We start from the raw sequence: 15995 nt of genomic DNA on the forward strand, positions 1-15995 counted from the left end.
ATAAATCCATACGTGTTTTTCAGAAAAAAATGTCTACACTAACAAAAAAACACCTAAAGGATGAGCAGGATGCAGAAATCATATGCCGTTTTCGGACTCGGTCAGTTCGGCGGCAGTCTTGTAAAAGCATTTCATGAAAAAGGAACAGAAGTTATTGGAATCGATAAATCAGAAGAGAAAGTAAACGAGTATTCAGCCTATGCTACATATACTGTTTGTGCCAATGCTGTTGATGAAAACACGTTAAAACAAATCGGAATTCGAAACATTGACCATGCGTTTGTTTCGTTAGGAGATGATATTGAGGCGAGCATTTTAACCTCACTGCTACTAATTGAAATGGGGGTCTCACAAGTGTGGACAAAAGCACAAAATGATTATCATCAAAAAGTCCTTCATAAAATTGGTGTCAACAGAATCATCCATCCTGAAAAAGATATGGCGAAACGAATTGCCAGTCATATTACTTCAGAAAAAATGATCGATTATGTTGAGCTTTCACCAAATTACGGTATTGTTGAGATTGTTGCTACAGACAAACTAGATGGGAAAAGCCTCGGCGAAATAGATGTACGTGCCAATTATGGGTGCAATATCGTGGGGATTAAACGACAGGATCACTTTACTGTTGCACCAAGTGCAGAAGACATCATTTATAAAAACGATATTTTAATTGTTATTGGGCGAAATAAGGACATTGAAATGTTTGAAAAAAAGGGAGATTAAAGATGAAGTTTAAATTGATTCAATTAAACCCATCTCAATTACTTGTACTTGTGTTCTTATTTTTCATTTTGTTAGGAACTCTCTTGTTGAAAGTGCCGATTGCAACACCAGAAAGCGTAAGTTGGGTAGATGCATTATTCACGGCAACTTCAGCCATGACCGTAACAGGTTTAACTGTTATTGATACAGCAACAGATTATACTTTATTTGGTCAGATCATCATTCTCTTTCTGATCCAGATCGGCGGCTTAGGAATTATGTCTTTTGCTGTACTTATTTTTATGATGCTCGGGAAAAAAATTGGCTTGAAAGAAAGAATCCTTATCCAACAATCGCTTAATCAGACATCTTTAGGCGGTGTCATTAAATTAATCAAAAATTTATTTATATATTCTTTTACAATTGAAATGATCGCCATGATGATTTTAGCCTTCAAATGGGTTCCTGAATACGGCTTTAGAGCTGGTCTATTTCATAGCATATTCCATTCTATATCAGCTTTTAATAATGCTGGTTTTTCTTTATGGCGCGATAATCTTATGCGCTATCAAAGTGACCCGCTTGTCAATATTGTGATTACTGGATTGTTTATCATCGGTGGACTGGGGTTTACGGTATTATCTGATTTATGGCATAAGCGACGTTTCAAAAGCTTAAGCCTTCATTCAAAATTAATGATCATCGGAACGGTGGTCATTAATATAATAGCGATGATGATCATCTTTTCGCTTGAATACCATAATCAAAAGACGATTGGGTCACTTCCATTAAGCGGTAAGTTGTGGGGGTCTTATTTTCAAGCTGTAACACCAAGAACAGCTGGATTTAACACTTTAGATATTGGAAGCTTACATGATAGTACACTTACACTCATGTTATTATTAATGTTTGTCGGGGCTGGAAGCGGTTCAACTGGTGGAGGAATCAAACTGACAACATTTTTAGTCATTCTTCTCTCCGTTCGCTCGTTCTTAAAAGGGCAAAGTCATATTTCAATCGCCCGTAGAACGATTAAAGATAAATTGATCATCCGCTCTTTGGCGATCTCGACCATTAGTATTTTATTTATTTTATTAACAGTTTTCATTTTAAACATAACCGAACCAGAACGATTTTTAAAAATTTTATTTGAAGTGATTTCTGCATTCGGTACAGTTGGATTATCAATGGGAATGACCGCCGATCTTTCGACAATCGGAAAGATTTTGATTGTTTTTATTATGTTTTTAGGTAAGTTAGGACCTTTAACATTGGCCTTTTCACTAGCAAAACCGCAGCAGGACAAGCTTCGCTATTCAAGCGAAGACATTCTGACCGGATAATGCTATTCCCTTACCCTTCTCTGCTTTATGATAAAATGAAAACAGGAGGGGATATTGATGAGCAGCATTTTTCATGAAGCAAGAAAAGAACTTTGGAGCGAAGTTCAAGGTCTGTCAGATCATGATTTGACTAAAAGACCAGCACTGGAAGAATGGAGTATTCAAGAAGTGCTTGATCACTTGAAAAAAATCGATTTAGTAGCGCTTCAACTGTTTAAAGAGCAAGTTCCTGATGCACCGGTCAAACCAATTGAAGAAAAACCAGTTAAAGACTCGGAAGATAGACGCTCTAAACGAAAAGCACCTTCTTTCGTTGAGCCTGAAAGAAAAACGATTGATGCACAGGCAATCAAAAATGAGTTGGATTATGTCAGAACACAGCTAAACTCAGTGATCTCAACATTCGATAAAAAAGATGTCCAAAAGGTACTGCCTCATCCCATTTTTGAAGAACTAACCGTCAGCCAGTGGATTGATTTTATCGGCCACCATGAAATACGCCATCTTCATCAGATCCGGGAAATTAAAGAAAAGTTATCTTAAAGAAGACATTTGGGAATTGGCTCGCTTTCCGCGGGCGATCCGCGAGTCTCCTCAGAGCACGTTCCTTGCTCCTGCGGGGTCTTGCCATTTCCCCTGATCGTAATAAGGACTTTTTTTAGACAGCCCCGAACTTAGTATCTTTCACAACATTTGGTGTATATGACCAGACCTCTACCTGATCTCCTTGAGAAATAAAACCCGGTCGTTCAACAACACAAACGATTCCCCTTTTACCGAAAGCATGGCGAACAAACCTGGTAGCAAGCTTTGGTTGATCTGGAAACTGGTTTTGAATGACCTCACCAGGCTGGCTGCACGGTTCATTTTCACCTTCAGATAAAAGAGACGCACCACTTGGAAAGACCAATCTGCTTCCTTCCCTCAAGGAAGTCAACTGAGGCAATCCACTTAGAGCAAGATTAGCTCCAAGCCACTCCGGCAAAACAGCAGGAATTTTTAACTTTTCCGCAATTTCTAAACATTCTTCAACTGAGACGATTGAAATCTGGCGTCTGTTAAAAATCTCAGTTCCTTTTTTATACATTGGCTCGCGAGCTCCGGCCGTCTTTGTTAGACCAAAATGTAAGTCACCGGGTATCCCACCGTAATCAATCTCAATTTGTTTCTTTCTTTCAGTTACAAATGATGATGTTTCCGCTATGTAAACGTTCTCAGCCACTGCCTTATGTCTTTGCCACATTCAGCTCAGCTCCTTTTTTGACTTAACATCCATTTTACAATAGTTACCTTTTTTCTTCAAACTAAAACCCGCTGCCTGATTTTACAGCGGGTTTTAGTATTGTTGTTAGCGTACAACAGCATGAATGTAATGAATCGTTTCAAAAGCTGATAAGTAATCGTGACGATTCCAAAAATATAGATCATTCATTTTAGCCGGTGTTAAATGTTCATAAATCAACAAACCGGCTTCTTCCAGCAACTTCTCCATTTCATCATAAGTAAAACATGATTTCATAGGTTCACCGCTTGCCGCAGCCATTTTCACCATATTTTCTACTCTATTAAAAGTACCTTTTTCCGCAAACAGGTTTTCGTCAGCATAGTCGATAATGATCGAGCTTCCCGAAGGAACTTTCGCCATGACACTCTTGATCAGTCTGAGATTTTCCTCTTTAGTTAAATAATAAGAAACACCTAAAAGGCTAAAAAACGTTTTTTTGTTCAGATCAAATCCATTAGCGAGCAAACTCTGATAGGAAAACGTTTTAGTAAAGTCCATTGGTACCAAATGAAGATGGTCTGGAATTTGGTCATGAACTTGTTCAAGCCGCGTCTTTTTATTTTCCTGTGTAGCTGGATCATCAATCTCAAAGATCTCTAAAGTACTGCTTAGTTCTGGATGCCTGAAACAAAAAGTATCTAACCCGGCTCCCAGTATGACATATTGTTTTAAACCTAGCAAAACTTCATGCAGGATAACTTTTTCACAATAAGCAGAACGTGCTATCGTAATTGGAGAAAGTTGAATTTGAGTGATCCACTTTAACATTTCATCTTGATCTTCCTTTAACTTTTGTGCAATGTCTTTGTTGAAGAACTTGATACCTTGAACCAAATTTGCTCTGATCTCAGCAAATTCTTTTTGTGATATTAAATCTTGAGCTACATGATCAGCAAAAATCTTAGGGTGGTCAAATTGGCTGTGATAAGCTCTAGCAAAAGCAGAGATTAATGAAGTTAAACTGGATTCACCTTTTTTCATACTACACTACTCCTTCATTCACGAAAAATAGGATTCCCCTGGCCAGGAGAATCCTATTATATACACACAATGAATAAATGTAAATTATAGCATAAAAAGATTTTTTTGTCAAGTAAAAACATTTTAATAGTGAGTTGACCAGTTCAAAGCTTTATGCGTACACATTCGGCTAGATACTAAAGAATGTTACAATCCCTATGATACTTAAAATCATTCCAACAAAAAACAGCCCCAAAATAGTCCATAAAACAATTTTCCAACTTTTTGTCACCCAAATTTCCTCCAAACATATATATTTTTTAATACATCCTGGATGATGAATATTTGACCTAAAACGAAATAAATCATTCGTTATTGACTGTATGTCTGTTATAATATACCACATAAAAAGCCTCGTTGGATTCAAAAAAATCGTCTGAACTCGATGTTTTTTCCAACTGGTCGCAAGGACTTTCACTTTAACAGACCTTTCTTATTCCTTAACCTAAAACGAATCGGAAATTATCATAGGTGACGAAAATAAATATGAATTAAATTATTTTTTTCTAGGGAAACTAAAAATATGTAAAAAATAGGAGTATGAAACAATGTCAATATTTGAGTTATTGCTAAGAATTATGATTGCTTTTGTAACTTTATTAATTCTCACAAGACTTATGGGCAGAAAAGAACTGACACAAATGACTTTTTTTAATTTTGTTTCTGGTATTGCAATCGGTACGATTGGAGCTTCCCTTGCAATTGATTCAACTCTCAGTATTCGCAATGGTTTAATAGCGTTAGTAGGTTGGAGTATCATTACAATCGCTTTAGGATTTCTAGATATAAAATCTAAAAAAGCTCGTGTACTAATGGAAGGGCAACCAAGAATCCTTATAAAAAAAGGCAAGATTATGGAAGATGAACTACGAAAAGTACGATTAGATATTGACGCCTTAAATACTTTATTAAGAAAGAAAAATGCCTTTTCTATTTCTGAAGTTGATTATGCCATAATGGAAACAGACGGAGAATTATCCGTTTTGAAAAAGGAACCTAAACAACCTCTAACAAAATTCGATATGGGTGTGCTACAGACTACATTCAACGTATCCCCTACTTCCACTCAAGTTATAACTGACGGTACGATAAATAAGTCGAATCTCGAAAAATTAAACCTCAATACACAATGGTTACAACAACAATTACAATCATCTGGAATCCATTCAGTTTCCGATGTCTTTTATGCCGAAGTCCAAAAGGACGGCACCTTGTATATCGATAAAAGGAATGATGTATTACATTAAGGGGGATATTCGATTTATCGGATTAGAAGTTAACATTTTTAAATTAATTTTATAAATTCCTGTCTTTTTACTGGAATTTTATTATTGTCTATACAATGATAATTATGAAAATCATATTTCATTCTGTTCAGTTCATTTATGGTGAGAAAACTGGTTTCAACTGCACAGTTTAGAAAGTTAGTGATATCATCATCTATACCTTCCAATGATTGCGGTAGGTATTTTACTTTTTCCTTTTTATAGGCTTCCCAAGATGTATAAGCAACAGCATCAACTAATACCGACCATAGTCTAGCAATATTCAAGTCTTCTTCTTCCTCAGCGAACTCTGAGATTCCTGTATAATCTACGTTATCAATAAATTCATACAGTTCATCCCCTGTAACATCTTTTGATTCAACCCATAACCAACATTTGTCCAGTGCTTTTCTCCCGTCTAAATATCTCTGGTCATCTTTACTGATTACCAAAAATATTCTTTCAGCAACTGTTAAAATAAAACCTACTTTTACTTCACTTTGTAAATGATTAAATAAATTATTTTCCATGATTTCCCCCGTATATTCAATCGATAATCTTGCAATCTAAAAGAGTTAAACGATTGGTTTTAACACTATTGATCAGTTTCCGATGTTACGACTATTGTAATATATCCACTCTTTTCAGGTGAACAAGGTTTCATCAATTTTCCGCTGCATCTATTACAGATGCTGGATTAGATTGATGAATTCTTAAGTTCTTGTCACTTCACTTGGTTTGGCCTGGCTTTTTTGACTCAGATTCAAACTCGTTTTTTAGAGGAATGGTTACTTAAATCGAATGGTTTGGTATTCTGAATGAGGAGGTTTTTAATAAATGAAAGACATTGTTGAACAATTAGATTTACATCAAATATATGTAAAAACTATTGGTGAAAAGGGAAAGAAGCTAGTGATTGATGAAGTGGATTTACGAAACATTGACTTAACAAAATATCGATTGGATCAAGCGTACATCACAGAATGTAGATTTAGTAATATGAACTTGCAAGAAAAGGATTTTCATTCATCTGTGCTTTGTTCATCAATATTTGAGTGTACAAATATCACAAAGGCTGATTTCTATAAAACAAATTTATCATATGCGAATTTTTCAATGGCTAATATTAGGAATGCAAGGTTTGCTAAAGCTGACTGTTCTGAGGCTATGTTTAATAATGCTGACTTAACAAATACTAATTTAATGGCTTGTTCTTTTTATTATACTAACTTTCAACATGCTAAACTTCAAAATGCAGACGTGAGTTCAGCTTACTTTGAAGACACTTTGCTGAGTGAGGCAAATCTTTCGGGATTAATAGGATTAGATGAAGCTATTATTAAAAGTATAAATATTGGAACGACTGAACAACCTATAATTCTTGAAGGTGAAGAGGCTAGAAAATGGTTGCAAAACAACTTAAATGTGAAAGAATGAAACGATTTTCCGTAAATGAACTAGTTATTAAGAAAATGTCAAAAAACTCCGCATCCGACAAGTCAAAAACACCTGATCCCATTCACAAAGTGGAAAGAAGGAAACAAACAGCTATAGATGTTGGACCTGTTTCTGGCAACCATCCGTATAGTTTCTAAGCCTAAGAAGCAAGAATCTAGAAAAGATATTAACAATGGATCGTAAAAACTACCCTCCATATATTCATAATAAGTATGGAGAGTTGTTTCAATGAAAGGGCGGAAGATAAATATGTCCTGATCATGAGATAGCACAAATTATATTCCCAAATAGCAAAGATTTAGAAACGTTTTAGAGGGAAGTTCCTTATCATCTAAAATGTCTATTTTTGCGCTCCAAATTATTATTTATATAATAAGGACGTTAAACGTGAAAAGATCATACATAATTAATCAGGGGGAGTAATAGAAAAGTAAAACAGCAAGTACGAAGTGAAAATATCCAAAAAGTAAATGACAATAATTTAAAGACAAAACACAAACGTACAATTAGCATTTATCTTTGGGAAATTGAAGAAGGTAAAGAGAGAGAACGACCACATGGCTTAAGTTTGAAAATCGCGAGGTTTAAGAATGACGAAGAGCTCAGTCAATAACTCTGGATTTCTCATGTGAGATGGTCAGTACTGCGATCGAGCAGTATGAAATATCCCCCGAAAATGATTAATTCTGTTAAGGGTTCACTATTTTGGATTTAAGAGTTTAATGAAGGCTACAGCAGAAAAGCTTGAATTGACTAAATTAATATAAGTAACGAATTACAGGTATTTCCCAGGATGATCATTCAATTGATTATACGAAATATTAGGATAAAATATTAATTTTCGAGGTGAGAAACATGTATCTGAATAAGGCAGTTGAAAGAATTAACAATATTAAGTGGGATCAAGCAAGGTTAATTGTATTAGAAGAAAATGCAGAATTAGGGCGTGAGTTTTTGAGAAGGTTAGCTCAATTTTATAAGGTGGAAGAGATAAGACCATTAAAACCAATGTTTACAAATATAGCAAAATTGCTTGGTGATATTGAGCAGGTAAATATTTCAGATTATTGCAGTTCGGTTGCTACAGATTTTTTAATTAAGTTTAATATATATGTATATAAAATATTTGGATACTACATCCAATTAGTAAAATATGCTGATAAACATCCTGAATATATTAAATATCTAAGCATATATGAACTATTAATAAGAATTTTTGAAAGAGGGGGATTGTTTGTCTTTAGAATCAATGAATTAGAAATATTAAATGTCATATCCATCCCTTTAGCTGAGTGGTATGAAAGATTTGTAGACAGGAAGCGTATTGACATTAACAATTAATAACAATAGCATACAATGCCCTCCATGTTGTGGTCTCTTCATTTTCTAATGCAGATGGAGGCGGTTGATGAAGTAGTTTCAAGCAGTACCATCTGAACGCACTTGAAAAATCGGCTCCTATACCGTTTCGAAGACGCGATAATCGATGCGCTACACTGCGATTGTCCTCGCACAAGTCAACAAAACAAAAAAAACGGTATGGAGCATAGCGGGCTCAAACCCTGCCCCCTCTACACTGGCAGTATAGATGATTGTCTTCTGAACAAGTATATTTTATTCTGACTATTCCTTTTATTTCAAGGTCTTTTTATTACATCAAAAAAACTCATCAAAGGTTGGTTTTTTTAAAATGAACAGCTATGCTACTAGCAGAGCACGTCAGTTTGCTTCAAGAATTAGAAACCAACCACAATAGAGTGAAAATAAGCTAGAACTTGACATGACTCAAATACTGGATGTGGAAAGGGTAATATGTTAAGCGATGGAGTTTAATACCCCCAACAGTTCAACGTATTTAAGCCACTGTCTTTTTAATGAAGTAGAAGGAAAAATCCACTACATAAAAATCCACAACATCTTACATGTACTAGACTCAAAGAGACACCAATTTCATTAAATTTGAGGATGTTGTGAACGGGAAATGAAATAGACCCTCCTGGTAAAAGAAGGGCTTACTTTTTCACCTTAACGATCTCCATATGTAAAACTATATTCTGTAACTAAATCATCTCCCCAGCTGCCGCTAAAAGTTATTGCAGCAGGTCCAACACTAATTGCAACACCACTTATTGTGGCATAAGTGTGATGATATTTTGTAATGATATTTGCAGGATCTCCTTTTTTAGATTGTGGAACAAGAATATCTCTATCCATGGTCATAAATTGAGTATCCCCATAACCAGGTGCAAGAATAACTCCATGTCCATAATTTTTGTAAGAGTCAGGATCAGCTGATAGCTTTTTGTCTTCTGTTACATATTTTATCCCGCCATTGCCATCCGCAACAGCTTTTTGTTGTTGCCAATACCCTTCAAACGTTCCTGATAACGGCACTGCAGACGTATCCCAAGCCGTTGCAAATGCATCTTTCTTGTGATTAATAGGCGTTTTAAACCATTCGGCATAAGAGTGATATTGGTATTTATAATTACTTCCTGATGTTCCTTTATAAAAAACTTGTTGAGCAATAAGTAGTTTATCATTAGTTGCCGGTTCTGTTGGTGATAAAGATGATAAAGTGTGAAACTTAGTTGTTTTTTTAGAATTATCTGTATCCCGCAGACCTACTTCTTCGTATGAAATACTTTTTCCGGTAAGCTTTTTATACTTCACCATGTCTTCTAACTTTGTTTTTGCAATAAGTAGTTCATTTTCTGGAGTATATTCGATCCGTTCACCGCTAAGTGAATTATAATATGCAGTAGACTTTTCAACTTTAAGATCTACAGAGTGACCTTGTTTTGCAGCAGGATCTTCAACCACTTTTTCTTTTGCGCTTACTGTCCCTCCATAGAACGTTAATGATGATAAAAGTAATAAAAAAAGTATGAAATTGAATTTTTTCATACTAAAATCACCTCCTTCCCACACATTAACATAAAAGAAAAAACCTGTAAATCTATTATGTATTATTGTTTTTATAATTATTAAAGATTATGAAAATCAAAATTAACCAAAAAGACAATACTTCAAATAAACCACTATTAAATACTTCAGAAAAAGGTAAGATAAAAGTAAAGTAAGTCAAAATTATAGATCCTAATAACATTAGTAACGTCTTTTTCATAAACATACCCCTATCAATTTTTTCTCAAAGATACCATACATTATAGAATCTTTTAAAGTGGATAGGCTACATTTAGTTGGACAGATTTTTCAAGGTCAAAAGGTCAAGCAGACTACAGATACTACATTCGAAGAGAATTTACATGCGAAGAGAATTTACATGACTGGAAGAGAACGTCGAACATTTACTGATGAGTTCAAACAACAAATCGTGCAATTATATCAAAAGGGTAAGCCGAAACAGGAGATTATTCGAGAATATGACCTAACTCCATCTTCTTTGGATAAGTGGGTGAGTCAAAATCATAAATCTGGTTCCTTTAAAGAAAATGATAATTTAACTGAAGAACAAAAAGAACTGATCGAACTTCGAAAGCGAAATAAGCAACTAGAAATGGATAATGATATTTTAAAGCACGCCACGCTGATACTAGGACGAAAGTAAATGTGATCAAGAATAACCAGCACAAATACTCGATATCAGCAATGTGCAAAGTCTTACAATTACCGAGAAGTACCTTTTACTATGAAACGAAGAAACGAGTAAAAGAAGATGACGTAACATCAAATGTAATCGAAATATTTCATACAAGTCGTCAAAATTATGGTACACGTAAAATCAAGGTCGAACTAAAAAAGCGAGATCAAATCGTGTCAAGGCGAAGAATCGGGCGTATTATGCAGGAACATGACCTTTTCTCTGTAAGAGTCGATCAAAAATGGCATGATATATGTGTATTTGTCGATGACCTCTTCAATCGTGAAATTGTTGGCTTAGTACAGGACCAAACAAAGATGCTTTACTCGTTTATCGTGCTTTAGCTTCGATCCAGGTGGATCTCCGAAAAATAAAATGTTCCATACAGACCGTGGAAACGAATTTAAGAATAAGTTAATTGATGATGCCTTACAGACAGCGATCTTTGAGTTTGAAAGGCTGTCCATATGATAATACGGTAGCTGAAGCAACATTTAAAATCATCAAAACAGAGTTTGTGAAAGGGGGTCATTTTGATAGTTCAGAAGAGTTAACATGGAACTTTCATGATTGTGTTCACTGGTTTAATCACATACGAATCATGGTACACTTGGCTATGTAAGTCCAACACCTTAAAAATTGTCTAGTTTAGTGTTGACAATCCATCCAAAAAGGAAGACTCATAGTGTAGTTCCTTTTGGCTGTAAAGCTGTCCTCTCGTCTCTTTTGACTCTTCTTAGGTAGCGGAGAACATCTTGAAGGTCTTTCTCAGAGAAAATCTTTGCATCTTCTCGTTGAAGTTTTAGTTTTAGTAAATGGCTCTTCAATCATGTTTTACTCAATCATCCACTTTTGAGAGTACTCTTAAGAGTTTCACTTTTGAGTTGACCGTTTTTGGTTTGTTTCATCGATCTTCTTGACACCAGAGAAGAAACTGTTTAGTTGTTCTTGGATTAAACTTCTCAATTCTTTCAATCCCTTGTTGAGACAGCCAATCATTCCACAACTTAAACAAATTAATGTAACTCTGGAGTGAATTCTACGTTAAACCTTTCATTCGTTTTTTCTGCTAAATCATCTTTTTATGCCATTTCCATTCACAAACAAAAAACCTCCCTAGAAAACTCGTACAGAGTTCCTCCAAGAAGGTTTTTTCAGCTCATAAATTGAGCCTTTAAGTGGAGGTGATGGGGATTGAACCCACGACCCCTTGCATGCCATGCAAGTGCTCTCCCACTGAGCTACACCCCCAAAGCAAAGCAAACTGACTTACAGAAAACTTGCCAGTGTAGCGCTCTCCCAGCTGAGCTAATGCCCATTTCATTGAGACATGGTTTATTATAGATGGAATTCAGATTAAAATCAAGTGGATTTTTACAGCTAATATTTTTCAATCGGATGGAACCTCCCTCTTTAGAAAGAAAAGTTCCATCCAGACAAACTTTCTCACTGCAACCTTAAAAAATGATTTTGTATTTGGTTTGAGAAGTGTAACTTTTGCCTGCATGAAGAATAATATCTCCAAAATCTTCGAATTCGATCGCTCCTGGAGCCACTTGAGTTTCAAAGGTGATTCCACCGTGTTGACTTAATTTTTCTCCGTGCATAAGTGGCACACCTTCGACAGAATTCGTAGTATACACAACGATTGCTGGCTCTTCTGTGTAGACCTCAACTTTTATTTTTTCATCAGGACTGCTTAATTCCGCTGCCATTTGCTCAAGATTTGAGCACGCCAGAAAGAATGGGTGATCAATCCCTTGCACCTTTTTCACTTCTGTATCATTGGATTCAAAGGTTGATTTTAATTTCTTCGGAGTTCGAAAATCATAAGCCGTTCCAATGACACTTTTCTTTTCGCCAGTTACCATGGTTTCGTTATCTACTGGTGCAAACTCTTTAGAACATATTTGTAAAGAATGATCATCAATTGGCTGGCTTGGATGTCCTGTTAAGTTAAAATAGACGTGATTTGTCGGGTTGAAAATTGTATTTTTATCACTTTTTGCTTGATAGCTCACAGACCAAATATTAAAGTTGTCTAATGTATAAGTCACACTTACTTCTATATTCCCTGGAAAACCATTCTCACCATCGGGTGAATGCGTATAAAAGACGATTGATCCACTTTGTTCCGTTTCCTTCACTTCATAACCCCAAATTTTCTCATCGAAGCCAGGATTCCCACCATGTAAAGTATTCCCTAATTGGTTGACAGATGTTTTGTAAAGTGTTTCATCAAGAGAGAATTCACCATTTTTTATTCTTCCTGCAACTCTTCCTATTGTCGCTCCGAAGTATGTTTCTTGCTGATAATCCTTTATAGAATCAAATCCCAATACGATATTTTTACGACCTGAAGCAGTGGGGACAAAGAGATTGACAATTCTTGCGCCAAAGTTTGACACTTCTAATATGACCCCATGATCATTTTCAATCGTAAACAGCAAGTGATCATCACCAAATGGTCTTTGTGTTATGTTCATTCTTTCCGACTCCCTTCACTTTTCTAATGCTTTATATGTTGCAATAACATTTTCCACTGTGAAACCAAATTTTTCGCACACAATCTGTCCAGGAGCTGAAGCACCGAATTGATCGATGGTGACAGTCGCGCCATTTAGTCCTACGTATTTGCCCCAACCGAAGCTTGAACCCGCTTCAATTGCTACACGTTTTGTAACACATGATGGTAATACCGTTTCTTTATATTCAATAGATTGTTGATCGAATAAATTGAAACTTGGAAGAGAAACAACGGATACATCGATCCCTTGTTCACGTAGTTTTGCTTGCGCATCTATTGCGAGTTTGACTTCTGCACCAGTAGCCATCAAAATCCCTTCAGGTGTTTCAGCTTGTGCTGGAGAAAGAACATATCCACCTTTGACCACGTTTTCTTCAGCACCCCTTGCTGTACCAGGAAGAACCGGTAAGTTTTGGCGACTAAGAACTAAGACCGTTGGCTTGTCAGTAGCTGAAACAGCTAACTTCCAAGCAGCACGTACTTCATTTCCGTCTGCTGGACGAATTACGATTGCATTTGGAATCGAACGAACACTCGCTAATTGTTCGACTGGCTCATGTGTTGGACCATCTTCCCCTACTGCGATAGAGTCATGTGTTAGCACATAAGTGACCGGTAAATGTTGAATAGCTGCCATACGAATCGCTGGAAGTAAGTAGTTAGAGAAAACAAAGAATGTTCCTCCATAAACTCGTGTACCTCCGTGGAGTGCGATTCCATTCATAGCTGCAGCCATTGCGAATTCACGTACACCAAACCAAATGTTACGCCCTCGATAATTTTCAGGAGAAAAATCTGTTTCAGCCGCAACCATTGTATTGTTTGATTTGGAAAGATCAGCTGATCCGCCCCACAGTGCAGGAACTGTTTTTGATAAGGCTTGAATCATTTCCTGAGAAGTAACGCGGCTTGCAGCACTAGCTCCCTCTTCATAAACTGGCATTTCACTATCGTAACCATTGGGAAGAATCCCGGCAAATGCCGATTGATATTGTTCAGCTAAGTCTGGAAATTGTTTAGCGTATTTAGTAAACAAAACATTCCATTCACTTTCTGCACGACATCCACGGGCTTGAATCGTTTCACAGAAACGGTTGTACACTTCTTCTGGAATTTCAAAAGCATCATGTGACCACTCATAAACACTTTTTGCGTGCTTGATGCCTTCATCTCCTAATGGTGCGCCGTGAACACCGCTTGTCCCTTCATTCGGCGCACCATATCCAATTACTGTTTTGACTTCGATTAATGTTGGTTTTATTGTCTCTGTTCGGGCTGCCTCAATGGCCTTTGCAATCTCTTCTAAGTCAGTTCCATCCTTCACTAAAATATGTTGCCAGCCATATGCTTCAAAACGTTTTCCTACATTTTCAGTAAAGGCTTTTGAAGTTGGTCCATCTAGAGAAATATCATTTGAATCATAGAAGGCAATTAATTTCCCTAGTTTTAAATGCCCGGCAAGTGATGCCGCTTCCTGTGAAACCCCCTCCATCAAATCTCCATCACCACATAGAGTGTAAGTAAAGTGGTCCACTATCTTGAACTCGTCTTTATTATAAGTTGCGGCTAAATGAGCCTCTGCCATTGCCATCCCTACTGCATTTGCAAATCCTTGTCCGAGCGGACCTGTTGTCGCTTCCACTCCATCAGTATGATCCACTTCAGGATGTCCTGGTGTAAGCGAATCCCATTGGCGGAAGTTCTTCAACTCATCAATCGACAAGTTGTAGCCTGACAAATGAAGTAAGCTATACAGCATGGCTGAACCGTGTCCAGCTGATAAGACGAAACGATCACGGTTCGTCCAATCACGACCAGTTTTTGGATTCACGTTTAAAAATGTTGACCAAAGAACATAAGCCATTGGTGCCGCACCCATCGGTAAGCCTGGATGTCCTGATTTTGCTTTTTGAATCGTGTCAATACTCAAAGTACGGATTGCGTTAACTGCCAGGTTGTCAATTCTATCAAACACTTAGGCTTCCTCCTTCTTGAAGCTTTCCCAATCTTTCATGAATTGTGCAATCCCGTTATCTGTTAACGGATGGCTCCATAATTTAGGGAATAATGAAGCAGGAATGGTCGCAATATGCGCACCAACTTTAGCAGTCGCTTCAACATGCTCAAGACTACGAATACTTGCGGCAATAATTTCAGCTTTCAATCCGTAGTTATCCAAAACTGTACGTAAGTCTTCAATTAGTTTGATCCCGGGTGTACCAATATCATCTAAACGTCCTAAAAATGGCGAAATAAAAGTTGCGCCAGCTTTTGCTGCCATCAATCCTTGTGCAACAGAGAAAATAAGTGTCACATTTGTCTTAATACCTTCTTGACTTAAAATGTGTGTAGCCTTTAACCCTTCTTCTGTCATCGGAATTTTCACAACAATGTTATCTGCCCATTTTGAAATTTCACGTGCTTCTTTCACCATTCCTTCAGCATCTAAACTGATCACTTCTGCTGAAACTGGACCAGAAACAATTGAGCAAATGTCTTTGATGACTTCCTCAAAGTTGCGACCTTCACGACTGATAATCGTAGGGTTAGTTGTTACACCATCAACTAAACCAAGGCAATGAATACGCTGAATTTCTTCTACATTCGCTGTGTCTAAAAAGAATTTCATTTTGATATCACACTTTCTTTATAAAGTTAGTTGCACATTTTGTTTCGTGTGTGTATTGTCATAGTTAGATTCTTACATAGATATCATACATTTATATACGTTACATGAAAATCTTAAAAACTCCATCTTATGCAATCGACCTGAAAGAATATCAATCTC

At 36.5% G+C, this 15995-nt stretch carries 13 protein-coding genes, 1 tRNA gene and 1 pseudogene; 7 read left to right on the top strand and 8 right to left on the bottom strand.

Annotated features, from left to right (window positions below):
* Positions 1–69 precede the first annotated feature (69 nt).
* Genes HOO54_RS16935 through HOO54_RS16945 form a run of 3 tightly spaced genes read left to right on the top strand, consistent with a single transcriptional unit; the run spans position 70 to position 2591 of the window.
* Complete coding sequence (locus tag HOO54_RS16935; RefSeq protein WP_172297284.1) at positions 70–726, top strand: potassium channel family protein; 657 nt, start codon at positions 70–72, stop codon at positions 724–726.
* Positions 727–728: 2 nt separating this feature from the next.
* The gene (locus HOO54_RS16940; RefSeq protein WP_172297286.1) at positions 729–2048 is read left to right on the top strand and encodes a TrkH family potassium uptake protein; all 1320 of its coding nucleotides are present in this window, start codon (positions 729–731) and stop codon (positions 2046–2048) included.
* Positions 2049–2105: 57 nt separating this feature from the next.
* The gene (locus tag HOO54_RS16945; RefSeq protein WP_172297288.1) at positions 2106–2591 is read left to right on the top strand and encodes a DinB family protein; all 486 of its coding nucleotides are present in this window, start codon (positions 2106–2108) and stop codon (positions 2589–2591) included.
* A gap of 115 nt (positions 2592–2706) precedes the next feature.
* Here the strand turns inward: HOO54_RS16945 and HOO54_RS16950 are convergent, their stop codons facing one another.
* Together HOO54_RS16950 and HOO54_RS16955 are read right to left on the bottom strand one after the other, a co-directional pair.
* Entirely contained in the window at positions 2707–3291 is a 585-nt protein-coding gene (locus HOO54_RS16950) for an MOSC domain-containing protein (RefSeq protein ID WP_172297290.1), read from the bottom strand.
* Between the two features lie 105 nt (positions 3292–3396).
* Positions 3397–4314: a class I SAM-dependent methyltransferase gene (locus HOO54_RS16955; protein WP_172297292.1), complete on the bottom strand. Its 918-nt coding sequence runs from the start codon at positions 4312–4314 to the stop codon at positions 3397–3399.
* A gap of 587 nt (positions 4315–4901) precedes the next feature.
* On the opposite strand from HOO54_RS16955, the gene HOO54_RS16960 reads away from it, so the two are divergent.
* A complete protein-coding gene (locus HOO54_RS16960) occupies positions 4902–5600 on the top strand; it encodes a DUF421 domain-containing protein (protein ID WP_172297294.1) in 699 nt (232 codons plus the stop codon).
* A gap of 38 nt (positions 5601–5638) precedes the next feature.
* Here HOO54_RS16960 and HOO54_RS16965 read toward each other — a convergent pair whose 3' ends face one another.
* A complete protein-coding gene (locus HOO54_RS16965) occupies positions 5639–6148 on the bottom strand; it encodes an Imm6 family immunity protein (protein ID WP_172297296.1) in 510 nt (169 codons plus the stop codon).
* A 307-nt stretch (positions 6149–6455) separates the two neighbouring features.
* Here HOO54_RS16965 and HOO54_RS16970 point away from each other — a divergent pair, with 307 nt between their 5' ends.
* Together HOO54_RS16970 and HOO54_RS16975 are read left to right on the top strand one after the other, a co-directional pair.
* The gene (locus tag HOO54_RS16970) at positions 6456–7055 is read left to right on the top strand and encodes a pentapeptide repeat-containing protein (protein ID WP_172297298.1); all 600 of its coding nucleotides are present in this window, start codon (positions 6456–6458) and stop codon (positions 7053–7055) included.
* Positions 7056–7931: 876 nt separating this feature from the next.
* The gene (locus HOO54_RS16975) at positions 7932–8417 is read left to right on the top strand and encodes a hypothetical protein (protein ID WP_172297300.1); all 486 of its coding nucleotides are present in this window, start codon (positions 7932–7934) and stop codon (positions 8415–8417) included.
* A gap of 684 nt (positions 8418–9101) precedes the next feature.
* Here the strand turns inward: HOO54_RS16975 and HOO54_RS16980 are convergent.
* Positions 9102–9983, bottom strand: a complete 882-nt coding sequence (locus tag HOO54_RS16980; protein ID WP_172297302.1) for a hypothetical protein — start codon at positions 9981–9983, stop codon at positions 9102–9104.
* A gap of 379 nt (positions 9984–10362) precedes the next feature.
* Between HOO54_RS16980 and HOO54_RS16985 the strand changes: the two are divergent.
* Positions 10363–11316, top strand: a pseudogene (locus HOO54_RS16985) (IS3 family transposase).
* Between the two features lie 543 nt (positions 11317–11859).
* Here HOO54_RS16985 and HOO54_RS16990 read toward each other — a convergent pair.
* From HOO54_RS16990 to fsa, 4 genes are all read right to left on the bottom strand, one after another.
* Positions 11860–11931, bottom strand: a tRNA-Ala gene (locus HOO54_RS16990).
* 206 nt (positions 11932–12137) lie between these two features.
* Entirely contained in the window at positions 12138–13166 is a 1029-nt protein-coding gene (locus HOO54_RS16995) for an aldose epimerase family protein (RefSeq protein ID WP_172297304.1), read from the bottom strand.
* 15 nt (positions 13167–13181) lie between these two features.
* Positions 13182–15182, bottom strand: a complete 2001-nt coding sequence (tkt, locus tag HOO54_RS17000; protein ID WP_172297306.1) for a transketolase — start codon at positions 15180–15182, stop codon at positions 13182–13184.
* On the bottom strand, positions 15183–15836 hold the full coding sequence (gene fsa / locus HOO54_RS17005; RefSeq protein ID WP_172297308.1) for a fructose-6-phosphate aldolase: 654 nt from the start codon (positions 15834–15836) through the stop codon (positions 15183–15185).
* Positions 15837–15995 lie beyond the last annotated feature (159 nt).

This window comes from Bacillus sp. WMMC1349 (assembly GCF_013155385.1).
GTDB lineage: Bacteria > Bacillota > Bacilli > Bacillales > Bacillaceae > Bacillus.